Origin of the sequence: Sphingobacterium faecale (assembly GCF_016746095.1) — a bacterium.
Lineage (GTDB): Bacteria > Bacteroidota > Bacteroidia > Sphingobacteriales > Sphingobacteriaceae > Sphingobacterium > Sphingobacterium faecale.
This window is the reverse complement of sequence record NZ_JAERTY010000007.1, coordinates 163,102-186,953: the sequence shown is the minus strand read 5'-3', so window position 1 is coordinate 186,953 and position 23,852 is coordinate 163,102. Positions and strand designations below refer to the sequence as shown.

Annotated in this window: 24 protein-coding genes; 14 read left to right on the top strand and 10 right to left on the bottom strand. The window is 38.0% G+C overall.

The window, feature by feature from the left end:
- Nucleotides 1-20: 20 nt before the first annotated feature.
- Nucleotides 21-1,541: a glutamate--tRNA ligase gene (gene gltX, locus JKG61_RS13145; RefSeq protein ID WP_202103442.1), complete on the bottom strand. Its 1,521-nt coding sequence runs from the start codon at nt 1,539-1,541 to the stop codon at nt 21-23.
- Between the two features lie 147 nt (nt 1,542-1,688).
- Here gltX and JKG61_RS13140 point away from each other — a divergent pair, with 147 nt between their 5' ends.
- The 4 genes from JKG61_RS13140 (at nt 1,689) to JKG61_RS13125 (ending at nt 5,417) form a co-directional block, all read left to right on the top strand.
- The gene (locus JKG61_RS13140) at nt 1,689-2,912 is read left to right on the top strand and encodes a sensor histidine kinase (RefSeq protein ID WP_202103441.1); all 1,224 of its coding nucleotides are present in this window, start codon (nt 1,689-1,691) and stop codon (nt 2,910-2,912) included.
- Nucleotides 2,893-3,411: a DinB family protein gene (locus JKG61_RS13135; RefSeq protein WP_202103440.1), complete on the top strand. Its 519-nt coding sequence runs from the start codon at nt 2,893-2,895 to the stop codon at nt 3,409-3,411. The genes JKG61_RS13140 and JKG61_RS13135 overlap by 20 nt, the downstream gene beginning before the upstream one ends.
- 4 nt (nt 3,412-3,415) lie before the next feature.
- Complete coding sequence (locus JKG61_RS13130) at nt 3,416-3,847, top strand: hotdog fold thioesterase (protein WP_202103439.1); 432 nt, start codon at nt 3,416-3,418, stop codon at nt 3,845-3,847.
- A 277-nt stretch (nt 3,848-4,124) separates the two neighbouring features.
- Nucleotides 4,125-5,417 carry a sugar MFS transporter gene (locus JKG61_RS13125; RefSeq protein WP_202103438.1) on the top strand — a complete coding sequence of 431 codons (1,293 nt, stop codon included), beginning with the start codon at nt 4,125-4,127 and terminating at the stop codon, nt 5,415-5,417.
- 59 nt (nt 5,418-5,476) lie between these two features.
- On the opposite strand, the gene JKG61_RS13120 is transcribed toward JKG61_RS13125, so the two are convergent.
- The 7 genes from JKG61_RS13120 to JKG61_RS13090 all read right to left on the bottom strand — a co-directional run bounded on the left by JKG61_RS13120 (nt 5,477) and on the right by JKG61_RS13090 (nt 11,969).
- Complete coding sequence (locus JKG61_RS13120; RefSeq protein ID WP_202103437.1) at nt 5,477-6,049, bottom strand: 5-formyltetrahydrofolate cyclo-ligase; 573 nt, start codon at nt 6,047-6,049, stop codon at nt 5,477-5,479.
- 84 nt (nt 6,050-6,133) lie between these two features.
- Complete coding sequence (efp, locus tag JKG61_RS13115) at nt 6,134-6,694, bottom strand: elongation factor P (RefSeq protein ID WP_202103436.1); 561 nt, start codon at nt 6,692-6,694, stop codon at nt 6,134-6,136.
- Between the two features lie 81 nt (nt 6,695-6,775).
- The gene (locus JKG61_RS13110) at nt 6,776-7,396 is read right to left on the bottom strand and encodes an ABC transporter ATP-binding protein (RefSeq protein WP_202103435.1); all 621 of its coding nucleotides are present in this window, start codon (nt 7,394-7,396) and stop codon (nt 6,776-6,778) included.
- Nucleotides 7,397-7,414: 18 nt separating this feature from the next.
- A complete protein-coding gene (gene lpxA / locus JKG61_RS13105) occupies nt 7,415-8,209 on the bottom strand; it encodes an acyl-ACP--UDP-N-acetylglucosamine O-acyltransferase (RefSeq protein WP_202103434.1) in 795 nt (264 codons plus the stop codon).
- A 17-nt stretch (nt 8,210-8,226) separates the two neighbouring features.
- Complete coding sequence (locus tag JKG61_RS13100; protein ID WP_202103433.1) at nt 8,227-9,618, bottom strand: bifunctional UDP-3-O-[3-hydroxymyristoyl] N-acetylglucosamine deacetylase/3-hydroxyacyl-ACP dehydratase; 1,392 nt, start codon at nt 9,616-9,618, stop codon at nt 8,227-8,229.
- A 29-nt stretch (nt 9,619-9,647) separates the two neighbouring features.
- The gene (gene lpxD / locus JKG61_RS13095) at nt 9,648-10,676 is read right to left on the bottom strand and encodes a UDP-3-O-(3-hydroxymyristoyl)glucosamine N-acyltransferase (protein WP_202103432.1); all 1,029 of its coding nucleotides are present in this window, start codon (nt 10,674-10,676) and stop codon (nt 9,648-9,650) included.
- 57 nt (nt 10,677-10,733) lie between these two features.
- Nucleotides 10,734-11,969 (bottom strand): HD domain-containing protein, encoded by a 1,236-nt coding sequence (locus tag JKG61_RS13090; protein ID WP_202103431.1) that lies wholly within the window; start codon nt 11,967-11,969, stop codon nt 10,734-10,736.
- A gap of 259 nt (nt 11,970-12,228) precedes the next feature.
- On the opposite strand from JKG61_RS13090, the gene porX reads away from it, so the two are divergent.
- From porX to JKG61_RS13060, 6 genes are all read left to right on the top strand, one after another.
- Nucleotides 12,229-13,782, top strand: a complete 1,554-nt coding sequence (gene porX, locus JKG61_RS13085) for a T9SS response regulator signal transducer PorX (protein ID WP_202103430.1) — start codon at nt 12,229-12,231, stop codon at nt 13,780-13,782.
- Between the two features lie 15 nt (nt 13,783-13,797).
- Entirely contained in the window at nt 13,798-14,214 is a 417-nt protein-coding gene (gene tsaE, locus JKG61_RS13080) for a tRNA (adenosine(37)-N6)-threonylcarbamoyltransferase complex ATPase subunit type 1 TsaE (protein WP_202103429.1), read from the top strand.
- 68 nt (nt 14,215-14,282) lie between these two features.
- Nucleotides 14,283-14,819, top strand: a complete 537-nt coding sequence (locus JKG61_RS13075; protein ID WP_202103428.1) for an RNA polymerase sigma factor — start codon at nt 14,283-14,285, stop codon at nt 14,817-14,819.
- A gap of 6 nt (nt 14,820-14,825) precedes the next feature.
- Entirely contained in the window at nt 14,826-15,596 is a 771-nt protein-coding gene (locus JKG61_RS13070) for a hypothetical protein (protein WP_202103427.1), read from the top strand.
- On the top strand, nt 15,593-16,372 hold the full coding sequence (locus JKG61_RS13065) for an outer membrane beta-barrel protein (protein ID WP_202103426.1): 780 nt from the start codon (nt 15,593-15,595) through the stop codon (nt 16,370-16,372). Before JKG61_RS13070 ends, JKG61_RS13065 begins: the two co-directional genes overlap by 4 nt.
- Nucleotides 16,373-16,427: 55 nt before the next feature.
- A complete protein-coding gene (locus tag JKG61_RS13060) occupies nt 16,428-17,483 on the top strand; it encodes an ABC transporter ATP-binding protein (RefSeq protein ID WP_202103425.1) in 1,056 nt (351 codons plus the stop codon).
- 3 nt (nt 17,484-17,486) lie between these two features.
- Here the strand turns inward: JKG61_RS13060 and JKG61_RS13055 are convergent, their stop codons facing one another.
- Nucleotides 17,487-18,314, bottom strand: a complete 828-nt coding sequence (locus JKG61_RS13055; protein WP_237249472.1) for an alpha/beta hydrolase — start codon at nt 18,312-18,314, stop codon at nt 17,487-17,489.
- Between the two features lie 59 nt (nt 18,315-18,373).
- Nucleotides 18,374-19,585 (bottom strand): alanine dehydrogenase, encoded by a 1,212-nt coding sequence (locus tag JKG61_RS13050; protein WP_202103423.1) that lies wholly within the window; start codon nt 19,583-19,585, stop codon nt 18,374-18,376.
- A gap of 132 nt (nt 19,586-19,717) precedes the next feature.
- Here JKG61_RS13050 and JKG61_RS13045 point away from each other — a divergent pair, with 132 nt between their 5' ends.
- The 4 genes from JKG61_RS13045 (at nt 19,718) to JKG61_RS13030 (ending at nt 23,852) form a co-directional block, all read left to right on the top strand.
- Nucleotides 19,718-21,637, top strand: a complete 1,920-nt coding sequence (locus tag JKG61_RS13045) for a nucleoside-diphosphate sugar epimerase/dehydratase (protein ID WP_202103422.1) — start codon at nt 19,718-19,720, stop codon at nt 21,635-21,637.
- A gap of 94 nt (nt 21,638-21,731) precedes the next feature.
- Nucleotides 21,732-22,388: a tetratricopeptide repeat protein gene (locus tag JKG61_RS13040; RefSeq protein WP_202103421.1), complete on the top strand. Its 657-nt coding sequence runs from the start codon at nt 21,732-21,734 to the stop codon at nt 22,386-22,388.
- Between the two features lie 71 nt (nt 22,389-22,459).
- Complete coding sequence (ribH, locus tag JKG61_RS13035) at nt 22,460-22,948, top strand: 6,7-dimethyl-8-ribityllumazine synthase (protein WP_202103420.1); 489 nt, start codon at nt 22,460-22,462, stop codon at nt 22,946-22,948.
- 184 nt (nt 22,949-23,132) lie between these two features.
- Nucleotides 23,133-23,852, top strand: coding sequence for a hypothetical protein (locus JKG61_RS13030; protein WP_202103419.1), 720 nt, complete (start codon nt 23,133-23,135; stop codon nt 23,850-23,852).

The following is a 23,852-nucleotide window of genomic DNA, read 5'->3' as shown; positions in this document are numbered from 1 at the left end:
TAGATTCTAAAGAATCTAAATTAACCATTAAATATGTTGAGAGCAACTTTCACTCGATTTATCACCTCATTTTTACCAAGAAGCTCAGCAATAAGAAACACATCTGGCCCAAATTTACCACCCACTAACATAATACGGAAAGGCATCATCAATTCCCCGATTTTCATTCCCGAAGCCTGTACACGCTCCTTAAAGAAAGGTTCTAGTACCGTCGATTTCCATTCTATATTTTCAAACTCCAATAAGATATCTTCGAAAAATTTAGCTTTATCGGCATTCCATTTAGGCTTGACCGCATCCACATCATAATTTGCGGGTACCTGAAAAAAGAAAGATGCCTGCCCCCAGAAATCAGAAAGATAAGTCATTCTATCCTTTACTGCCGATAAAACAGCGACAACAGAAGCGTCTTCAACTCGACTGACCTCATGTTGATCAAAACTCGCCTTCACCAGTGGCAAGAGGTCTGTATTATCCATGTTTTTAATCCATTCATGGTTGAACCACTTCGCTTTCTCAAAGTCAAATTTTGCTCCCGATTTATTAATTCTTTCCACAGAAAATTTCGAAATCAATTCAGACAGTGTGAAAATTTCCTGTTCCGTCCCATCATTCCACCCCAATACCGCCAACATATTGACAAATGCTTCAGGTAAGAATCCCAACTCTCTAAACCCTTTTGTCAAATCCCCAGTCTTCGGATCTGCCCAATTCATTGCATAGACAGGAAAACCAAGACGATCTCCATCTCGCTTGCTCAACTTGCCATTACCGTCTGGTTTTAAGATTAAAGGTAAATGTGCCCATTGTGGCATATCCGCAGACCAACCAAGGTATTCCCACAACAATAAATGCACAGGTGCAGATGGTAACCATTCTTCACCTCTGAAAGCGTGTGATATTTCCATCGCCTTATCATCGACCACTACCGCGAGGTGATATGTAGGCATACCGTCGGCCTTCAATAATACCTTATCGTCCACCAATCGAGTCTCAAACGAGACACGTCCACGAATCATATCATCAAAAGATACGATATGATCTTCTGGCATCTTAATTCTTACGGTATGCGGTGCATTGTCCGCCAATAGCTGTTGTGTTTCTTCAACAGATAAGCTAAGTGAGTTACGTAACTCCATTCTATTCTCGTGCGAATAGCGGAAATTAGGCTGTGCCTGTCTTAGTGCATCCAACTCCTCAGGAGTATCAAATGCATAGTAAGCATGTCCCGATGCAATTAATTGCTCTGCATATTGCCTATAGGATGGCTTACGCTCGCTCTGCCTATAGGGTCCAAAAGCCCCAGGTTTAGCAGGACTTTCGTCAGGTAAGATTCCGCACCAAGCCAAACATTCGTTAATATACTCTTCTGCTCCAGGCACAAACCGAGTTTGATCGGTGTCCTCAACGCGCAAGATAAAATCACCTTTATGCTGTTTAGCGAACAAATAATTGAACAAAGCTGTTCTTACCCCGCCCAAATGCAATCCTCCTGTAGGACTTGGTGCGAAACGCACCCTAACTTTTTTCTGCAAACTCATAATGCAAAATTACTGATTTCTGAATGATTCCTATAGCATAGAATTTGCAAAATTAATACACAATCTATGTTTGCATTGCTATCGGCAATTACATTTTAAAAGAAATTTTCAATAAAATCAGTATTTTGCATACTGATACACGCGCAAATGAATCCTTATAAGTATAATAAACAGGTCTGGAAAATCGTATTGTTGTTTTTTGCGGCGATGATTGGTATAGCCTCTCTGCTATACACCAATTATTTAGTTAAAAACCTGTCAATATCTGAACGCACTAAGGCCGAGGTCTGGGCAATGAGCACAAGAAGCATCATGACCATGCCTGATGTTGACGACGACTTTATAAGCTTTATCTATGCCGTACGTGATAGTCTTTCATTACCGGCAATTATTATCGATTCTAAAGAGAATATTATTTTCTGGAGGGATTTGGATAGTACAAAAACGAATATAAAAGCAGAAGAAGAGCATAAAGAAGGTCTCACATACGATCCTGATTATTTTCAAAAACAGCTATATATCATGAAGGGAATGCATCCACCTATAACCTTAGAATTGGATACAGGTGAATCCTGGCTTGTCTATTATAAAGATTCTAGTGCATTACAGCAACTCCGTATATTCCCATACATACAACTTTCTCTTATCGCTATTTTCCTTACCATCGCCTACACCGTATTCAATTCCATAAAAAAGTCAGAGCAGAATCTAGTATGGGTCGGCATGGCTAAGGAAGCAGCTCATCAATTGGGAACACCCATATCTTCACTGATGGGCTGGATAGAACTGATCCGTCTGAAATATGATGCGGAGAATGATGATGTGGTCAATGAAATGGAAAGGGATGTGCAAAGACTAGAAATCGTAGCTGACCGCTTTTCAAAAATTGGATCCACTCCGTCTCTTTCCAATCATAATGTCTATCACGTTGTGAACGATTTTATTAATTACTTCAAGATAAGAACAAGTGAAAAAATAACGTTTATTTTAGAGGGAGATAAACATGTCGAAGCCATGCTCAATGTTCCGTTATTTGACTGGATAATAGAAAACCTGTTAAAAAATGCGGTAAATGCAATAGGTACAGAGGGTACGATAAAGGTCTCCATTACGGAGAACATTGCAAAAGAGGAAATTTTTATAGACATTAGTGATACAGGAAAGGGTATACCTCGATCAAATTTTGAGACTATATTCCAACCTGGATTCACGACAAGGAAACGAGGATGGGGGCTAGGGTTGAGTTTAACTATGCGGATGGTCAGTTATCATAAAGGACAGATTTTTGTTAAAGAATCAGAAATAGGAAAAGGAACAACTTTCAGAATAATACTAAAAAGCAACTTAAAATATGAACCCACTCAAGTCTGACGAATATCCAGCCATATACGATGATTATATTGAAACCATCGTCGGCGACGTGAAAGAAGAGCTCATAAACCAACTGGAGTCTTTTCCTGATTTCATAAAAGCTATCCCAGAAGAGATGGGATCCTATAGCTATGCGGAGGGAAAATGGACCATAAAAGAAATACTGTGCCATATTATCGACACCGAACGTGTCATGTCCTATAGAGCTTTACGCTTTGCCAGGAATGATATGACAGCTCTTGCCTCTTTCGAACAGGACGAATTTGTTGCCAATGGACGACATAATGAAAGAACTTTTACCAGTATTATCGAAGAATTTGTCGCTGTCCGCAAATCAAACTTAATATTATTCGACACCTTTAATGAACATGAGCTGACGCGAAAAGGGATGGCATCTGACCGATTGATCACTGTACGGGCTTTTATTTACGTAGTTGCAGGACACTTGAATCACCATCGTATCATTTTACAGGAACGATATTTAAAACCTCAGGAATAAAATTATGATTTGGCATAAAAAATATACATTAGAAGAGGTCAATAGTATCTTTGATAAGTACATGACCAAACTATTAGACATTAAAGCTGTCGAAATTCAAGATAATCATATAATCGCCACCATGCCTATTACAGACCACGTACGGCAGCCTTTTGGCATCTTACATGGTGGAGCCTCAGTCGTATTGGCTGAATCTATCGGCAGTGTCGCATCCAATCTAATAATTGATACAGACAAGTATGCTGGAGTAGGTCTGGACATCAATGCAAATCACGTCCGCTCGGCATCCCAAGGGATACTCAAAAGCATATGTTCACCTCTTCACATTGGAAAGACGACACATGTATGGGATATAAAAATGTATGATGAAAAAGAAAATCTAATCTGCATTTCTAGACTGACTGTAGCTATTATTGAAAAGTCAAGGGTATTATAAAACATTTTCAACCTTTAATTGTAGTAACATTATATAACATTCATTTATTGGTTATATGATACGGTTTAGGTTATAGAGAGACGTCGCCCATCGAAGTCTCTCTATTTTTTATCAAATTTGCATTTTTATTATTCCACCATGATTGTCCATATTCTTTATATAAGAAAAATCAGGCTTTGCCTCATTAATCCGCTCACATTTTTCTTCTTTAAGTGAATAAAATTTGTTAGTCTTGTAGTTACAAAAAACTTAAACTTTACAAAAATATAATCAATCAATGGATTCTAAAAACCTAAACGCTCAAAATGGCCAATCTACGGTTGGTCCAATGATAATTATCGGAGCACTTTTCTTTATCTTCGGTTTTGTCACATGGCTTAATTCCCTCTTAATTCCTTATCTTCGGATAGCATGTGAACTAACAGAAGTCCAATCGTATTTCGTTACTTTTGCTTTTTACATTGCATATCTGGTCATGGCACCTGTCTCGACCTGGGTACTTGACAAGTATGGTTTTAAAAAAGGAATGTCCATCTCCTTAGGAATTATGGCTATAGGCGCATTACTTTTCATACCTGCAGCGTTCTCCAGAACCTATATAATTTTCTTAATTGGCTTATTTATCATGGGGGGCGGCTTGGCGATACTTCAAACAGCTTCAAACCCCTATATTACCATTATCGGGCCTGTTGAGACTGCAGCAAAACGCATTAGCATCATGGGAATTTGTAATAAGTTCGCTGGCGCAGCAGCTCCGATTATCTTAGGACTATTCTTAAATCTTGGCGAGGCGGACAAAATAACCAAACAAGTAGATAATATGAGTCCTACAGAATATGCTGCCGCTCTAGATCAGGTCGCTCTACAGGTTGTCAATCCCTATATAGGAATTGTCGTCGTCTTGATCCTATTATCGATCTGGATTTCTAAAGCCAATCTGCCTGAAGTAAAAGGTGATGAGGAAGAAACCGCAGATCACCATACTGTGTCGGAAGACAAAAAAAGTATATGGAGCTTTCCTCACGTCATCTTAGGTTTCATCACCCTGTTCCTATATGTAGGTGTCGAAGTATTGGCAGGTGACACCATTATCGCATATGGCGTATCACAAGGGGTAAGCCTAGAAGATGCTAAATTCTTTACAGGCTTAACTATGGGAGCAATGGTAGTAGGCTATATCATCGGTATCATATGTATACCAAAATACCTTAGCCAAGAAAATGCATTGAAATTATGTGCAATTCTTGGTATAGCATTTACTGTTACGATTGTATTTACATCAGGCATGACCTCTCTACTTTTTGTAGCTTTACTAGGCCTTGCTAACTCCCTGATATGGCCAGCAATATGGCCTCTAGCGCTTAAAGGTGTCGGTAAATTCACAAGTGCAGCATCAGGGTTACTAGTAATGGGTATAGCTGGTGGGGCTATTATCCCTTTAATATATGGACAAATAGCGCATGTTATAGGCTCACATCAAGCCTATTGGATCGCTTTACCTTGTTATCTATTTATTTTATATTACGCTATTGCTGGCCACAAAGCAGGAAAAAAGAACGTTACACATTAATAATATAATGGATCATATATAATAATAAAGGAGTCGGACATTGTCCTACTCCTTTATTATTATATAAATCGATACGTCCTAGTAGGACTAATACAATACTGTAACCTGACATCCCACTCACCTACATCTGATATCCGCTCGACAGGCTCAAAATAAGTTAGCCCTATCGTCCGCACTGTAGGACTGCATTTTGCTAAAAAACGATCATAAAAACCTTTTCCATAGCCCACGCGATTCCCCTCTTGATCCATAACAAGCAAAGGTACAAGTACTACATCCAACGCATTCTCCTCCACTAGACATCCCCCTATCGGCTCTAAAATACCCCATTTATTAACTTCTAAAACCGTGTGCTCGTCCCATAGGTAATGGATCATCTCATGATTTCGAAAATCAGATCTAGAAATCACAAAATGCACCTGAGGAAGCAACTTCTCCAACCATTTCTTAAAACCTAATGTGTCAGGTTCCTTAGCTCCATCCATTGGCAGATAAATATGAACGTAATTCACACCCGACCAATCCATTTTCTGAAGGTCTCCTAACAGAGCCTCATCATACGACCTGCATACTGTATCATTGAGCAGCTGTCTCTTCTCCTTATACAATATTCTTAATTCATTTTTAGTCATCCTGTGCAAAACTGAAGACAAAAAAACGGCCTTGCAGCTGAGCGCTTACAAGACCGAATAATCAACCTAAACCTAAAATTCTTATTATTTTACACGTTCGACATAATCGCCGCTCTGTGTATCAACTTTCACTCTATCTCCTTGGTTAATAAACAGAGGCACGTTTATCTCTACTCCAGTTTCGACAGTAGCTTTTTTCAAAGCATTAGTAGAAGTATCTCCTTTTACTGCCGGCTCTGTATACGTAATCTCCAACTCTACACTCTTAGGAGTTTGAGCCATAATTGGCTCTTCACTTTCAAACGCAACAATCACGTTCATACCTTCTTTCAAAAACCGTGCCGACTCCCCAAAAAGGAATTTCGGAATATTGAACTGCTCATAGGTATCATTATCCATTACCACAAAGAAATCACCATCTTCATAAAGATACTGATAATCACTGGTCTCAACACGCGCGATTTCGACGGTCTCGTCCACTCTAAAACGGTATTCAACCAACTTACCCGTCTTTACATTCCGCATTCTAGCTTGATAGAATGCACGTAAGTTACCTGGTGTACGGTGTATATATTCTTCTACAGCAACTAATTCGCCGTTAAAACGCAAAATATTTCCTGATTTTACTTCTGAAGCTTTAGCCATTAGAATTGTACTTTTTATTTTCTGCTACAAACTTAGACAAAATGCCTTGCATGTACAAGAGACTTGCTGTATTAATGCAGTTTACTTATAGTCCAATATCGAGACAAAAGAATCGCAGAATTCATATTCCTTTTCTTGATTGGAACCTATGATAAGCGTCCTATTTTGACTAATAGTTGTATTCAACAGGTCCAAATACCACGTTTCTCCTTCTACATCCATATTACTAGTAGGTTCATCCAAAAAGAGTAGCTCTGTATCACTACAACAGGCTAAAACTAATTTTACGCGCTGCTTCATACCTGATGAAAAATATTTGAGCTCTTTATTACGAGATTTTTCCATCCTTAGGATGGAAATAATTGCATCTTTATCAAACCCGTTCAGGTATTTCTTAAACTTAAAATGAAAATCCAGCAATTCGTTCAACGTAAACTCTTCAATAAGTTCGATATAAGGGGCTGCAATAGAAACATGATGAAAGACCTCTTCGACAGGCATAACACCCCCTGCTAAGGAGAACTCAATTGTCCCCTCACTAGGTGTGAGCTGACCAGTCAATGTCTTTATTAATGTTGACTTGCCCGAGCCATTGGGACCTAAAACTGCATATTTTTGATTGGAAGAAAATGTATAATCAATCTTTCTAAAAATCCACTCCTGATTAAAACGTCTTCCTAAGTTATGTATAGTTATATTCAATAATCAACCTGTTTAAAATTAAGCACCAATTTTCCCTTGATTAAATCCACGTACCACTCCTCGGTTGGAATTACGGACAAAAGCAAGAATCTCATCTCGAAGTTCAGTTGCTTCAAACTCAGCTTCAACCAAATCTAAAGCTTTCGAAAGATTTCTATTCTGAACAAACAGTACACGATAGATGTTTTGAATTTCAGCAATTTGCTCAGAGGTATACCCTCTCCTTCTCAAACCTACTGAATTCACACCTGCATATGAAATTGGCTCACGGGCAGCTTTGATAAACGGAGGAACATCTTTACGGACCAAAGTACCACCAGTAACAAAGGCATGCGAACCAATTTGACAGAACTGGTGAACAGCAACCAACCCCGCGAGAACTACATAATCTCCAACAGTAATATGTCCAGCCAATGTACTCGAATTAGAGAAGATACAATTATCTCCAATAAAACAATCATGAGCAATATGACTGTAAGCCTGAATCAAACAATTTTTTCCTATCACGGTTTTGTACCGGTCGCGTGTTCCCCTATTAATGGTAACACATTCACGAATTGTAGTATTATCTCCGATTTCGGCAGTAGTAATTTCGCCCTCAAACTTCAAGTCCTGAGGTTCTCCAGAAATAACCGCTCCCGGAAATATCTTACAATTCTTACCGATTCGAGCACCATCCATAATAGTAACATTCGAACCTATCCAAGTACCTTCACCGATTACCACATCTTTGTGGATGGTACTAAAAGGTTCTATAACTACATTTGAAGCTATTTTAGCTTCAGGATGTATATATGACAACGGTTGTATCATTTATTTTAAATATTGACTTACTTAACTTTTATAATCTGAGCCATTAATTCCGCTTCACAGACGATCTTCTCTCCGACCATCCCCACCCCCTTCATTCGTGCAATACCTCTACGAATAGGTTCCATCAATTCACAGCTATAGATAATCGTATCTCCAGGTACAACCTGGTTTTTAAATCGAGCACTCTCTATTTTTAGAAATAATGTCAACCAATTCTCCGGATCAGGCACCGTATTAAGTACCAATATCCCACCTGTTTGTGCCATTCCCTCTATACGTAACACCCCAGGAAAAATAGGAGTACCAGGAAAATGCCCCATAAATAGATCTTCATTCATAGTGACATTTTTCAATCCAACAACATGCGTTTCCGAAAGCTCCAATATTTTATCGATCATCAAAAATGGTTGACGATGCGGTAAAATATTCATGATCTGAACCGTGTCGTACACCGGCGTAGCATGAATATCATACGTATTAATTTTCTTCTTTGCTTTATCACGTTTAATTTGATTCTTAATACGTTTAGCAAACGAAACATTAGCGGCATGTCCAGGCCTAGCTGCCATAATATGCCCTTTTAAAGGACGTCCAACCAATGCCAAATCACCGATCATATCTAACAATTTATGGCGCGCAGGTTCGTTCTGATAACGCAATTGAATATTATCCAGGATTCCTTCATCCGCGACAGTGACCTTTTTATTAAACAAATTCTGCAATTTATCCAACTCTTCGGTACTTACCTCCTTATCCACTATAACGATAGCATTAGACAAATCGCCACCTTTTATTAAATTATTGTTTACAAGAGCCTCTAATTCATGTAAAAAGCAAAAGGTACGTGATGAAGAAATTTCTTTTTCAAACTCGTCAATCTGGCTGATTGAAGCATGTTGGCTACCCAAAACAGGAGAATTGAAATCAATCATACAAGTCAATCTATAACCATCCAAAGGCATGCCGACTATTTCCACTTTACGATCCGCATCAACGTAGTGAATGTTTTCTTTAATTTCATAAAAATCACGATCCGCATCTTGGTCTACAAAACCTATTTCTTTTAATTTTTGCAAAAAGACAGTAGAACTGCCATCTAAAATAGGAACTTCAGGGCCATCTAAATCGATCAAAACGTTATCGATCTGAAGCCCGATCAAAGCAGCCATTAGGTGTTCAATTGTACTAACCGAGGCCCCATTTTCGGATATTGTCGTACCTCTAGATGTGTCAGTTACATTATCAGCATCAACAGAGACTAAAGGTTGCCCCTCAAGATCAATACGCCTAAACTTAAACCAATGATTTTCTGGAGCAGGTTTAATGGTCAGAGTCACCGATTTACCTGTATGTAAACCGACACCAGAAATAATTAATTCAGATTTAATAGTCCGTTGCTTCGCGTTCATTTCCTCCATAATTTATGGCTATTCGTTTTTTATTTCTCTTTAAGTTTTTGTTCCAGTTCTACAATACGTTTTTCTAAGATTGGCAACTTAGCATATAAAACCTGCGAACGTAAATGAGCAGTCAATGGTGCGAAAGGAGTCCCTGCCCATTTCATATTTTCTTCCTTGATACTTTTATTAATACCGGACTGGGCTTGAACCTGTGTGCCATTCGCAATACTAATATGTCCCACCAACCCTACCTGTCCTCCTAAAATCACGCCACGCCCTACTTTAGTACTTCCCGACACTCCCGTTTGTGCTGCAATCACCGTATTCTCGCCGATTTCAACATTATGCGCTATCTGAATCAAATTATCAAGCTTCACACCTTTACGGATAATTGTTGATCCCATTGTCGCTCTATCGACAACTGTATTAGAACCTATCTCAACATTATCTTCAATCACTACATTTCCTATCTGAGGGACCTTATCATAGCTACCATCCGATTGAGGGGCGAAACCAAAACCATCACTACCAACAACAACCCCAGCATGCAAAATCACATTAGCACCTATTACACAGTCATAATAAACAGTAACACCTGGAAACAGAACACAATCGTCCCCAATACTAACATTATCTCCGATATATACTCTTGGATATATTTTCACATTATTTCCAACCCGAACATCACGCCCTAAGTAAGCAAAAGCCCCAATATATCCTCCTTCTCCTATCTTCGCTGTTTCATGAATATATACTTGCTCGTCCCTCCCTGTACGCTCGTTGCGCAATGTATGATAGATCTTCAATAACTCAGAAAATGCAGTATATGCATCTTCAACCCGTATTAATGTACAAGAAACTTCCCTTTGTAACACCAAACTTTGGTTGACAATGACAACGGCAGAGTTAGTAGTATAGAGAAAATGTTCATATTTGGGATTAGATAGAAACGATAACGTTTCGGCAGATCCCTCCTCAATTTTTGCCAATTGAGATACCGAAACATTAGGATCTCCCTCTATTGTTCCGTTCAATAACGTTGCTATTTGTTCAGCTGTAAATTGCATTTAACTACAAATGTATCTTTTTTTCCCAATTTGTTTTCAACTTTTTATTCCCAATATTTACATCACAAGCCTTAACTCTTTCGGATATGTTAAAGCATACTTTACTACCCGTCTAGACAAAGCCTCTAAATTCGATAAATCTGAAGCTTCTGCGATCTCCAACAATTCGTCTCGATTATTTAAAATCTTTATTGGTTCTTTTTCCGCATTATATGCAGAATTTTGTACTTCTTGATGATAGACAAGGTAATCAACGTCACTGTCATTCACCTGAAAATACATCTTTGCCTTTCTCTTTAATTCATCAATCTCTTTGGGGTCGAAATCCTGGGATCTCATCTCCGTAACGAAAAGATTGCGTCTTAGCAAGCGTTTACACAGTAAACTTAACACAAAATCACTATGCAATTCCCATGCTTTAATCGCAGAAAGAATATCTGTATCATCCAATTTTGTAAACCAATTCAAATGAACAGCATCTCTTACAAACGAAACAGCATCCAATTGTCCATATAGAAAATGAGAAAAAGCTGGCGACGCCGGTAACTCTTCACCTTGTTGACAAAGCATTCTGGCTCTTTTCAAGATTTTGATAAGCATCTGTTCTGCTGCAATAACCGTCTTGTGTAAATACACCTGCCAATACATTAAACGGCGAGCAATCAAAAATTTTTCTACGGAATAGATACCTTTCGCTTCGACTACAAGCTCATCGTCTTTTACCGTAAGCATCTTAATAATACGGTCAAAAGATATAACCCCCTCAGATACTCCGGTATAAAAACTGTCCCTGTTCAAATAATCCATACGGTCCGTATCTAATTGTCCAGAAACTAATTGATGAAGGAATCTACGTGGATACTGATCATTAAAAACTATAATGGCTAAGGACAATCGGCTATCAAACTCTTTGTTAAGTTTGTCCATCAGGAGCGCAGAAATCATTTCATGTGAAACCCCCTCAATGAGTGAATGTTCTAAGGAATGACTAAAGGGACCATGACCGATATCATGTAACAGTATCGCAACTAGTGCTGCCTCTTCTTCTTCCGAACTGACATGCACGTCTTTACTTCTCAACGTATCTATAGCCAACTGCATAAGATGCATAGCGCCGATAACATGTTGAAAACGGGTATGCAACGCACCAGGATAAACCATATGCGTCATGCTCACTTGCTTAATATATCGAAGCCGTTGAAGATAAGGATGCTCAATTAAATCAAAAACCAAACCCGACGGAATTGTAACAAAGCCGTAAACAGGATCATTAATGATTTTTTTCTTGTTCAACCCCACTAATCTTAAGAGTTTTTGTAATTTTATATTTGTCGAATAAAATCGACAAGCGCATCATCTAAGATAAGTGCAAAGATACACACAATGCCGTTAATTAATGTTAAAAAATAGCGTTTTATCAGGATTCTGACTAGGTTCGTTCAAATATAAGCTTATATTGATCTATTAGCTTTTCCACTTAGAAACCCTGTTAGCCTTACAGGTCACTTTATTTAACAGACGATAACAGCGATACAGAATACAATAGAACAGCATGGCAAAAACACATATACTTTGGGCGGATGATGAAATTGAGTTTCTCAAACCTCATATCCTATTACTAGAAGAAAAAGGATTTAAAGTACGTACTGTCAATAATGGCAACGATGCCGTAGACGCTTTCAGACAAGAACCTTTCGACCTGGTTTTTTTAGACGAAAATATGCCAGGACTAACTGGGCTAGAAACCCTTAGTATACTTAAAGCTATAAATCCGACAACACCAACTATATTGGTAACAAAAAATGAAGAAGAGCATCTCATGGAAGATGCAATAGGCGCTAAAATTGATGACTACCTCATAAAACCCGTAAACCCTAGGCAGATCCTACTAACAATAAAAAAATTCACAGAGAACAAAAGAATCGTTAGCGAAAAGACATCAATGGCTTATCAACAGGAATTTAGAAACCTAGGTATGGTCATCAATAATGATCTTAGTTTTGACGAATGGACTGAAGTCTACAAAAAACTCATTTACTGGGAGTTATCTCTAGAAAAACTTGAAGACGAAAGCATGCACGAGATACTCACTATGCAGAAAGCTGACGCTAACACAACATTTTCTAAATTTATAGAGAGAAATTATCTCAAATGGATTCAAAATCCTGAGTATAGTCCAATATTGTCACATCAACTCTTTCGGAAAAAGGTATTTCCAAACCTTCAAGCCGAAAAGCCCACTTTTTTCTTCTTGATTGATAATCTACGATACGACCAGTGGAAAGTAATTAACGATGTTATTACCGATTATTTTAGACTTGAAGAAGAAGACAGTTACTATAGTATATTACCCACTGCGACACAGTATGCCCGCAACGCCATATTCAGTGGGCTCACCCCTTTAGAAATGGAAAAGCGATTTCCTGATCTCTGGCAGAATGACGAAGATGAAGGAGGAAAGAATCTTCATGAAGATAAATTCTTAGCCGATCAAATCAAACGGCTTTACAGAAGAGAGATCAAACATAGTTACACCAAGATACTCACTTTGGATCAAGGAAAAGAAGTGTTAGACAACATAAGTAACTACATGCAAAACGATCTCAATGTACTTGTGTATAACTTTGTTGACATGCTTTCTCACGCACGAACAGATATGGCGATGATCAGAGAATTGGCCAATGACGAAGCCGCATACCGATCACTGACTGTATCTTGGTTCGAACATTCCCCCCTATTAGATGTTTTAAAATGGTTGTCTCAAAAAAATGTACGAGTAGTAATCACCACAGATCATGGTACAATTCAGGTGAAAAAACCCAGCAAGGTCGTGGGCTACCGAAATACTAATACTAACCTTAGATATAAACAAGGAAAAAATCTCAACTATGTCGATAAGGATGTATTTACTATACGGAATCCGAATGAGGCGCAGCTCCCCAAACTACATGTCAGCTCCACCTTTGTCTTTGCAAAAGAAGATATATATTTTGTTTATCCCAACAACTACAATCAATTTGTCAATTATTACAATGGCACCTTTCAACATGGAGGCATATCCTTAGAAGAAATGATCATCCCATATGCTACATATATTCCAAAATAGGTATTTTTGTATATCATGGAAATCAATGTAAAAGACTTAACAGAATTAAAGAGAGCCGCATCAGAGATGATAAATGCATATCCACAGAACCGGGTATTTCTTTTTTATGGGGCAATGGGAACAGGAAAAACCACACTCATAAATGAACTCTGCCAACAACTTGGTGTTCACGATCATACATCCAGCCCAACGTTTTCCATTGTCAACGAATATGCTTCCGACAACGGCCCTATCTTCCATTTTGATTTCTATAGATTAAAGAATGAGTCTGAAGCTTTTGACTTTGGATATGAAGAATACTTTTATTCCGGCAACTATTGCTTCGTAGAATGGCCGGAAAAGATCCCAAATTTACTACCGACCGATGCCATAGAAGTCAACATTACGCTAGCTGATTTTCAATCCAGAACAATATCCTTTGAAAAAAAATAATTTTTTTCAACAGACGATGCAACCTTCTACGCCGAGCTGACGTCTTCCTATTAACGAATATCAATTAATTGGAAAATAATAATCTAAATATAATATGGCAAGGGTGCAAAAAGCAAGATAGAAAAGCACAGGCTACACTATATGATTATTTTTCTAAGAAAATGCTTGCCATATGTATGCGATATGCAAATACAACACTTGAGGCAGAAGATATCTTACAGAATGGATTTGTAAAAGTTTTCACTAAACACCATCTATACGATGGTACAGGGCCACTTGAAGGCTGGATAAAAAGAATTATGATCAATGTAGCTATAGAAACCTACAGAAAAAACAGGAAAAAAAACACCGAATCTATCGAAGCGAATGACTCCCTTCAGCTGACAAGCCAGATCGGAACGGATCAGACGACATACAAAGATTTGTTGACACTAGTGCAACAATTACCTATAGGCTATAGAACCGTTTTCAATCTCTATGCAGTAGAAGGATACGCACACAAAGAAATTGCGGAAATGTTGAATATATCAGAAGGAAATTCTAAATCGCAACTTTCTAGAGCTAGACAATGGCTACAAAGTAGATTGACAAAATTAATGCATTAATTCATCATGAAAGAGGAAGAAATTGACAAATTGTTTCGAAGGGCTTTCCATGAAGCTGAAGAAACACCAACTAAAAACATATGGAGACAAATCGAAAAGCAACTGGACGAAAAGGAACAAGTGATCCGTATTCCTTCTAAAAGAAATACATGGTTTAAATATGCTGCCGCAGCATTTCTAGCATTTGGTACTATTCTTACATGGTTAAAGTTAGACAATAGCAACCATCTCCTTACAACAGATAAAAGCGTCAGCATAATACCAGACAAAGACGAGTCCCCTTTACCAAGTATTATAAAACAGGAACAACCTGCCACGCCTAAAGTGATATCCAATGAGATAACAGAGAAAGAAAAAATGTCATCTACAGTAATACTAGCATCAAAACAGGTACAAAGCGTAGTGAATAATCACTTAGAACAGAAGAGAAAAAAAATAGAACTATCGACAAATGACCTAGAAGAAGTAAAACCTATGCTCACTAGTTTACAAAGTCAACAGCAACGCAACGCAGCGGACCTGCCCATTCGTCAAGTCACAGAAATAGAAGGAATAAAACCGTTAATTAGTTTTGACGAAGAAACAGAAAGTATGTATGCGCACACTCCACATGAGTCATCGAATCAAAATATAGTAACATCAATATTAAACACGATATCAGACAAACTCGAAATAAGTACCACAAAGGATATACGTTTTCGGGCCGATGAAGAAGGCTCCTTCCGTGTAGACATTATAAATTCACTAGTTAAAAACCGTAAAAAAATAAAACGATGAAAGCATTCAATCTTAAATATAGTACGTTAGGAGTAATATTTATCTACTTATCCCTCTCTTCTGCTCAAGCGCAAGACAACCCCGAGCAACAAGACAGAGATTTAGACATTAGCATCGGTATAAAAGATGGCTCCAATAAAACCACCTATCCAAGGGCTTTTGGCGGTCTTACATTCACACGTATTGATTGGGGATTCTCTAGGATAATGGATGATGGAAAATTCACACTATCAGAAGAAAACGACTTTTTAACTTACAAAAAAGCATCGAATTTCGGGTTTGACATTCTACAGGTCGGCGTAAGGTTTAATGACAACTTCAAGACCTACCTTTCAACTGGCTTTGAGTGGAACTATCTACGTCTGAAAAAAAATATCGTTTTAGAGCAAGATGCACAGTCGCTATCTTACAAAAATATAGACCCCACAGAAGTAAACTACACGAAGAATATACTGACCTCAACTTACCTTAGGCTACCTCTTGCCTTTGAATGGCGCAGTGCTCAAAATAGTAAAGGGGATCGTGTAAAAGTTGCCTTTGGTGCAATGACAGGGATCCTACTAAAAGGGACTCAAAGATTAAAGAGTCAAGAACAGGGAAAGCAAAAATTTAAAGACAACTACAACCTTGCAAGCTTTCAATATGGTCCTTTTGTGCGCATAGGGTATGACTGCTTCGGCGTGTTTGCCAAATACTATGTTAACGATATGTTTGAAAACAGTCCTGATCAAAAAGATTTAAACAATTTTACCTTTGGACTCACACTAGGTTTTTAGGCCTTGATAGAAAAAATCATTACTTTTATGCCGAAATCACATTTCGGCATTTTTTATGGCTCAATCTAAATCCGCTTGTCAATACATTCCTTCTGATATACAAAAAACAGACATATCACTAATCCATGGGCGCCATGTTAGCAGCATATTTGAAGGCAAAAAAAAGGTTGTTGCAGTAGACTTGGTGGATTTCGATATTCAACAAGGTCAAATAACAGCGATCATAGGAGAGTCAGGGAGCGGGAAAAGCACACTATTAAAACTAATATATGGTCTTCTAGAGCCTCAATCGGGTGAAATCCGGTACAAAGGATGGTTAGTTCCAACCCGCAAGGACAAACTTATCCCAGGGCACGACGCGATGAAGTTGGTTTCTCAGGGTTTCGATGATTTAAACTTATATGCCAAAGTCTGGGATAACATTGCTTCTCAGCTGCCCAATACAAATCTAGACTATAAGAAGACGAGAACAGAAGAGATGCTACAACGCTTAAAAATAGATCATCTCGCTCAGCAACGTGTCGCCGATCTCAGTGGTGGAGAACGTCAACGTGTTGCTATTGCCAGAGCTCTTATTAACGACCCAGAGGTACTATTGATGGATGAACCCTTTAACCAAGTCGACGCAGCATTTAGAGATGATTTACAACAGGATATTCGCCAGATTGTGAATGAAATTGGACTCACCGTAGTCCTTGTTTCGCATGATCCCGCCGAAGTATTAGCTATGGCTGATACACTAATTGTCATGAAGCAAGGAAAAATTGTAGACCTAGGATCTCCGGAGTCACTATATTTTACCCCAAAAAATCCTTATACAGCATTACTCCTAGCCAAAAGCAATGTGCTAACGAAAGATCAGGCTCTGAGCTTATCTATACCAACTTCAGATTCAATAGCAATCCATCAGGAATGGATCGATGTAGTCGCTGATGAAAACGCTGATTTTTGGATAAAAAACATCCGATTTAGAGGTTTCTACAAAGAATATGTAGTAGGCAACGAAACACTATCGCTACACGCTATTGTAAATACTGCCACTCCTCTTCCTAAAAACTGCCAAGTAGATCTATTAATAAGACAATATATCAGGTTTAAGCAATTAGAGTGATTTCTATAGGGATTTTTTTTCTAGCCATTCTAACATGTCGCCAAACCAATCGCCATCTTCCTTCTTATTAGTCAGACCAAATCCATGCCCCCCAAATTTATACTGATATAGTTCATTCGGTATCCTGTACAGATCCAATGCCTTCTTATACAATAAGCTATTTGCTATGGGAACGACAACATCATCCTCTGCATGAACAAGATAAGTCGAAGGAGTATCTCTATTCACCTGGCTTTCATTAGAAAATCGAGCAACATCGCTTTCTTCAAAAAGAGGCCCGATTAAGTTTCTTTTAGATCCTTGATGTGTAATACTATCCAACATCGTGATTACAGGATAGACTAATACCGAAAAATCAGGCCGTAAGATACCGTCCTCAATGGGACCGATGTAAGAAATACCAAAATGAGTTGACAAAGTTGACGCTAAATGTCCTCCAGCTGAGAATCCAAGAACGCCAACCTGACCAACATTTACTCCATCCGATTCTCCATTTCTACGAATATAAGTAATGGCCATCTGCGCATCTTGTATTGGTGCAATTCTTTTATCAATCATCTGACTATCCGTTGGCAACCTATATCGAAGCACATAAGAGGCATAACCAAGCTTTTGCAAACGCTTGGCCACATCATGGCCTTCATGGGCGATCGCTACACGCGAATACCCACCACCTGGGATAATCAGAAACACTTTAGAATGAATCTGGTTCACTGGTTTATAGCAATACAATTCAGGGACATTATCTCTTAAATCAACATTCTCCCGTGCATTCAAAATACCGTTGGGATAAAAGTTAACCTTTTCCTGTGCGATAGCAGATTGGATCATTATAATAGAAAAAAACAAAAAAATACATTCACATCTAGTTAACCACATTGTTCGATTTGTTATTGATTTACAACTATCATTAAACTCAAGTCTTTGTAGGGAATATCAAATTTATCAGCCATATCCTTATTCGTCAAACTGCCCTGATAAAGGTATACTGCATTACGTACTCCGCTATGTCCCCAAATCAGATTACTTATCCCACCATAGTCGGCAACTTGTAATAGAATTGGAGTAAATATATTGGTCATCGCATAAGTTGCCGTACGAGCCACCCTTGATGCTATATTGGGCACACAATAATGTATGACTTCATACTTTTTGAAGACAGGACGATCGTGGGAGGTGATTTCCGAGGTTTCAAAACAACCCCCTTGATCTATAGAAACATCAATAAGAACGGAGTTAGGCTTCATCTTCGAAACCGTTTCCTCTGATATTATACAGGGTGAGCGACCATTTTTCGCTCTCAACGCACCGATTACGACATCACACGACAATATAGCTTTATTTAAAATTATAGGCTGTATTACCGATGTAAACACCCTCGTTCCGACATTATTTTGCAACCGGCGTAACCTAAATACTGAACTATCAAAAACTTTAACCTGTGCACCCAAGGCAATAGCCGTCCTCGCGGCAAATTCACCCACTGTGCCCGCGCCGATAATTACAATCTCCGTCGGAGGCACACCTGTGACCCCTCCCAACATCAAGCCCTTTCCTTCGAACACATTAGATAAATACTCCGCCGCAATAAGAATAGAGGTAGCCCCCACAATCTCGCTCATGGCCCTTACGACCGTGAGATGCCCGCCTTCATCTTGCAAATACTCATAGGACAAAGCTGTAATCTGTTTTTTCATCATTGCTTTCAGAATACCGAGCCCCATCAAGGACGGTTGTTGCGATGAAAACAGAATCTGCTTACTCCTCATCAAAGCTACTTCCTCAATAGTAGGACTTGCAATCTTTATAATGATATCTGCGTTAAAAACTCTTTCTTTCTCATAGACAATCTGCGCACCTTGCTCACTATAATGATGATCCAAAAAATTAGAAGCCTGCCCCGCACCACTTTCAATTAGAACTTCATGACCATGTTCCACCAATAGGGCAACAGACAACGGTGTCAACGCTATTCTATTTTCCTGAAAAACAATCTCTTTAGGTATGCCGATAACAAGTTTACATTTTGAACTTACCTTCGATTTATAAGCTTCTTGAGTTTGCCCAAACGCATCTTGCGCAATCCTAGTCATATTACCCATTTCAAACGAATTAATGGAGTAAATATAAATATATTAGATTAAGTTTCATCCATTTAACAGTACAAAAACAATAAAGATAAAACTGTTATATTTTTCTACTACATTTGTAAGAATCACTACGTAAAATTATAAATGAAATTATTCAGAGTCATCAATCATGTTAAAATAGTCCCTAGATGGATAATTTTTTCGTTAGACTTGTTTGTTGCTTCAGTAACGTTTTTAACAGCATTTGCACTTTTCCATAACTTCCAGTTTTACGCAGTCTCTCCAAATGATTTTGCAACACAATTTTTACTTTGCATTGGTGCTACAGCAATATCATTCTCCATATTTAGACTTTATTCAGGTATTGTCCGTTACACAAGTGCAGCTGATTCCATAAGGATTCTATCTACCATCCTTTTTACAATAATTATACTTTTTGCTCTCAAGTTGTTTGGATTAGCTTTTCGTGTGCCTAAATTTCTGGATAGTAGACTTATAATTATCTATTCTCTTTTCCTTTTTGCGGGATTAATAACCTATAGGACATCCATTAAGATCTTTTTTCAGTACTCAAAAACAGTCCGGAAAATTAAGAAAAACACACTGGTCTTTGGTGCTGGAGAATTAGGAATTGCCGTAAAAAGAACATTTGACCATGATCTGACCTCTAATAAAATAATAGTTGGATATTTGGACGACAATTCGTCTAAGATAGGAAAGTCAATTGATGGTGTCAAAATATTCGGTTCTGAAGAACTTTCTAAGGTCATCTATAAATGTGCTGTAGATGAACTTATTATTGCTACACCGTCTATACCTCCTGACAAAAAATCAGAGATCATCGAAATATGCCTTGAACATAACGTATCTGTACTGACGCTACCTCCAATAAAAAAAATTATGAATGGAGATTTAGCAGTAAATCAGATAAAAAATGTTAGGATAGAAGACCTACTTGACAGATCAACCATCAAACTAGAAAATGAGACTGTACTAGAACAACTCAAAGGGAAGCGTGTACTAGTAACCGGTGCAGCAGGTTCAATAGGTAGCGAAATTGCAAAACAATTAGGTCAGTACTCTCCTCAAATGATCATATTATGTGACCAAGCCGAGTCTCCTCTGCACAATCTACAGCTCGATCTTCAGGAAAACTTTAAGGACCAGCTTTTTCATACGTTTATTGCAGATGTCAAAAGTAGGGAGCGAATGAATATTTTATTCGAAACTTTTAGGCCACATATTGTGTACCATGCAGCAGCCTACAAACATGTACCTATGATGGAGAACCATCCAATTGAAGGAGTAAAGACTAACATTTTCGGCACCATGAATCTAGCTAATCTCGCTGTCGAATATAATGTTCAGAAATTTGTCTTTGTATCTACTGATAAGGCGGTCAACCCGACAAACGTGATGGGAGCCACAAAGCGTATAGCAGAGATATATGTACAATCGCTAAATAGCAAAATAACAAAAGAAAACAAAGCTGGTACAAAATTTATAACAACCAGATTTGGGAATGTATTAGGGTCAAACGGTTCTGTGATTCCTAGATTCAGGGAGCAAATCGAAAAAGGAGGACCAGTCACCGTCACTCATCCGGAGATAACCCGCTACTTTATGACTATCCCAGAAGCCTGTCAACTCGTCATCGAGGCAGGAAGTATGGGACAAGGCGGAGAAATCTTCGTATTCGATATGGGAAAGTCTGTCAAAATTGTAGATCTCGCTCAAAAAATGATAAAACTCTCCGGATATATCCCCAATCAAGATATAGAAATAAAGTTTACAGGGCTACGTCCTGGCGAGAAGCTTTATGAAGAGCTTCTCAATGACTTAGAGAACACTCTACCGACTCATCATCAAAAAATCATGATTGCCAAGGTCAGAGACAATGATTTTGACAAAATATCTACACAACTACAAAAGCTGTTGGATATTACCGACTCACAGCACAACACAAATATTGTTAAACAAATGAAAGTTATTGTCCCAGAATTCAAGAGTCAAAATTCAGAATATGAACTACTGGATAAGCATCAGGAGATTCGTACCTCTTAAGAGGCAATAAATTAGCATTTTATAACAACAAAGTATTGCAAATATTTAATAAAAGTGTATTTTTGCGTTCCGTATAATTATTTAAAATAAACTAATGTCAACGAATATCAATTCAACCGAGAAAAAAGGTTCATTTTTTCAAGACAATCAAAAGAGTGTGGTTTTTATCCTAGGAGGAATCATTGTATTGATTTTACTATATTTTGGATATCAGAAATTTTATCTCGCTCCTCGAGCGGAAAAAGCAACTGATGCGATGTACAAAGCAGAGGAATACGCCTTAATCGACTCCTTACAGAAAAAAGCAATAGACGGAGACGGCACATTCTTAGGCTTTAAAGAAATAGCTGACGAATACTCAAATACACCATCAGCAAATATTGCGAATGCATATTTGGGCAGCTTATACTTACGTCAGCAGAATTTTCAGGAAGCTATCAAGTATCTTAAAAAGTATGCTGAAACAGGAAGCGAGATATTGGATCCATTAGTAATCGGATTAATTGGTGATTCGTATTCTGAAAGTCATGACTATAAAAATGCGGCTGACTATTATAAAAAAGCAGCAAATAAGTCAAAGAACTCCTATACAACGCCTCTTTTCTTAAAGAAACTAGGACTTGTATATGAACAGATAAACGAGAATAAACAAGCGGAAGAAGCATATTCTAAAATAAAAACAGAATATCCTGAAAGTGCAGAAGCGTCTACAATAGATGGACCTTTAGCTCGTGTACAGGCAAAACAATAATATTTCATATTAAAACTAATAAAAAGGCTGCTTCATAAGCGGCCTTTTTGATTAAAAAGGAGAACCTCATCATGTCAAGTAGCTTAAAAAATTTATCTGATTTTTCACACCTACAGGTCAAAAATGCCAAAGGAATAAAATTTGCAATTGTAGTAGCACAATGGAATGCTGATATTACAGGAGCTTTACTAGCAGGAGCAGTAGATGGATTGTTAAAACATGGATCTATTGAAGAAAACATCCAAGTAATTGAAGTTCCAGGAAGCTATGAATTGATTTCCGGAGCAGATATTATACTCAGAAATCAGGAAATCGATGCTGTCATCTGTCTGGGATGTGTTATACAGGGCGAAACACGCCATTTTGATTTTATTTGTGATGCAGTAGCTAACGGAATAGCAAATGTTAGCATCAAACACAATAAACCTGTTATCTTTGGCGTATTAACTACAGACAATATGCAACAAGCCTTGGATCGAGCAGGAGGTAAACATGGTAATAAAGGTGAAGAAGCTGCGATCACAGCAATTCAAATGTGCCATATCGCCCAATCATTCTAGTATTGGTATTGTTTTTGATAATCTTGAGAACATGAACAGGAAGTTAATCTTTTTGAGTTGTCTAATTATTGGTACCGCGATTTTATCATCTTGCGGCACACAATCAACCTGCGCTGCCTACAACACATATCCGAAGAAAAAACATAGAACGAGGTAGTTTTTTACAGATGTAAAACATAGTGATATGAAATACAATGGATTTACGTTTTTCCTGATCGGTTACATACTTTTATCCATTCCCTGCAATTTAAATGCACAGGAACAGAGTGGTAAGGATTTGGTCGAATTATCTGTAGGCGAAGCAAATAAATGGGCTAATACTCGTTATTTACTATATACAGCTATTGGTCCATCCCATATCGTGGGATTTAACAATGAGCGTACTTTTCTTATTGATAAAAAAACGGCAGACTGTCGTTTTGAAGGAATTAATAAAAACAATGAAAACATTGTTCTTTTATTCAATTACAAGACAAAAAAAACCAAAAAATATTTTATCAACGAGCAAGAAAGCAAAGAAAATACCGACAGTTTGATAGACAATATACTTACTCAGTTTTTCAATGATACCCAAATGCTTTTCTTACCAGCTCTTTTAAGCAACAGTCCTTCGAAGATAACGGAGGTATCTCAAAAGGTTTTTAATGCTGATAAAATAAATATTATTTCATTTTCCAACCTATCGACGCTTGGCGATAACACCATAGATGGCAAGATATCTTTGACCAACAAAGGCGAGATAAAATCCATCAGCATTGACAACGTAGAATTCAGAACCTCTGCAACGAAGGATATTGGAGAAGGGATCCTACTCCCCACAGTCTTTGAGCATCGTTCCACACATCAGTTTCAGATAGTAGCGGCCTTTACAGAGATGGAGGCTGGAAAATTCACTGATCTTTAA

What these genes read in the sequence shown, in the direction of transcription:
- gltX (WP_202103442.1), bottom strand. Translation starts at nt 1,541, where the DNA reads ATGAGTTTGCAGAAAAAAGTTAGGGTGCGTTTCGCACCAAGTCCTACA.
- JKG61_RS13140 (WP_202103441.1), top strand. Translation starts at nt 1,689, where the DNA reads ATGAATCCTTATAAGTATAATAAACAGGTCTGGAAAATCGTATTGTTG.
- JKG61_RS13135 (WP_202103440.1), top strand. Translation starts at nt 2,893, where the DNA reads ATGAACCCACTCAAGTCTGACGAATATCCAGCCATATACGATGATTAT.
- JKG61_RS13130 (WP_202103439.1), top strand. Translation starts at nt 3,416, where the DNA reads ATGATTTGGCATAAAAAATATACATTAGAAGAGGTCAATAGTATCTTT.
- JKG61_RS13125 (WP_202103438.1), top strand. Translation starts at nt 4,125, where the DNA reads ATGGATTCTAAAAACCTAAACGCTCAAAATGGCCAATCTACGGTTGGT.
- JKG61_RS13120 (WP_202103437.1), bottom strand. Translation starts at nt 6,049, where the DNA reads ATGACTAAAAATGAATTAAGAATATTGTATAAGGAGAAGAGACAGCTG.
- efp (WP_202103436.1), bottom strand. Translation starts at nt 6,694, where the DNA reads ATGGCTAAAGCTTCAGAAGTAAAATCAGGAAATATTTTGCGTTTTAAC.
- lpxA (WP_202103434.1), bottom strand. Translation starts at nt 8,209, where the DNA reads ATGATACAACCGTTGTCATATATACATCCTGAAGCTAAAATAGCTTCA.
- JKG61_RS13100 (WP_202103433.1), bottom strand. Translation starts at nt 9,618, where the DNA reads ATGAACGCGAAGCAACGGACTATTAAATCTGAATTAATTATTTCTGGT.
- lpxD (WP_202103432.1), bottom strand. Translation starts at nt 10,676, where the DNA reads ATGCAATTTACAGCTGAACAAATAGCAACGTTATTGAACGGAACAATA.
- porX (WP_202103430.1), top strand. Translation starts at nt 12,229, where the DNA reads ATGGCAAAAACACATATACTTTGGGCGGATGATGAAATTGAGTTTCTC.
- tsaE (WP_202103429.1), top strand. Translation starts at nt 13,798, where the DNA reads ATGGAAATCAATGTAAAAGACTTAACAGAATTAAAGAGAGCCGCATCA.
- JKG61_RS13070 (WP_202103427.1), top strand. Translation starts at nt 14,826, where the DNA reads ATGAAAGAGGAAGAAATTGACAAATTGTTTCGAAGGGCTTTCCATGAA.
- JKG61_RS13065 (WP_202103426.1), top strand. Translation starts at nt 15,593, where the DNA reads ATGAAAGCATTCAATCTTAAATATAGTACGTTAGGAGTAATATTTATC.
- JKG61_RS13060 (WP_202103425.1), top strand. Translation starts at nt 16,428, where the DNA reads ATGGCTCAATCTAAATCCGCTTGTCAATACATTCCTTCTGATATACAA.
- JKG61_RS13055 (WP_237249472.1), bottom strand. Translation starts at nt 18,314, where the DNA reads ATGATCCAATCTGCTATCGCACAGGAAAAGGTTAACTTTTATCCCAAC.
- JKG61_RS13050 (WP_202103423.1), bottom strand. Translation starts at nt 19,585, where the DNA reads ATGGGTAATATGACTAGGATTGCGCAAGATGCGTTTGGGCAAACTCAA.
- JKG61_RS13045 (WP_202103422.1), top strand. Translation starts at nt 19,718, where the DNA reads ATGAAATTATTCAGAGTCATCAATCATGTTAAAATAGTCCCTAGATGG.
- JKG61_RS13040 (WP_202103421.1), top strand. Translation starts at nt 21,732, where the DNA reads ATGTCAACGAATATCAATTCAACCGAGAAAAAAGGTTCATTTTTTCAA.
- ribH (WP_202103420.1), top strand. Translation starts at nt 22,460, where the DNA reads ATGTCAAGTAGCTTAAAAAATTTATCTGATTTTTCACACCTACAGGTC.
- JKG61_RS13030 (WP_202103419.1), top strand. Translation starts at nt 23,133, where the DNA reads ATGAAATACAATGGATTTACGTTTTTCCTGATCGGTTACATACTTTTA.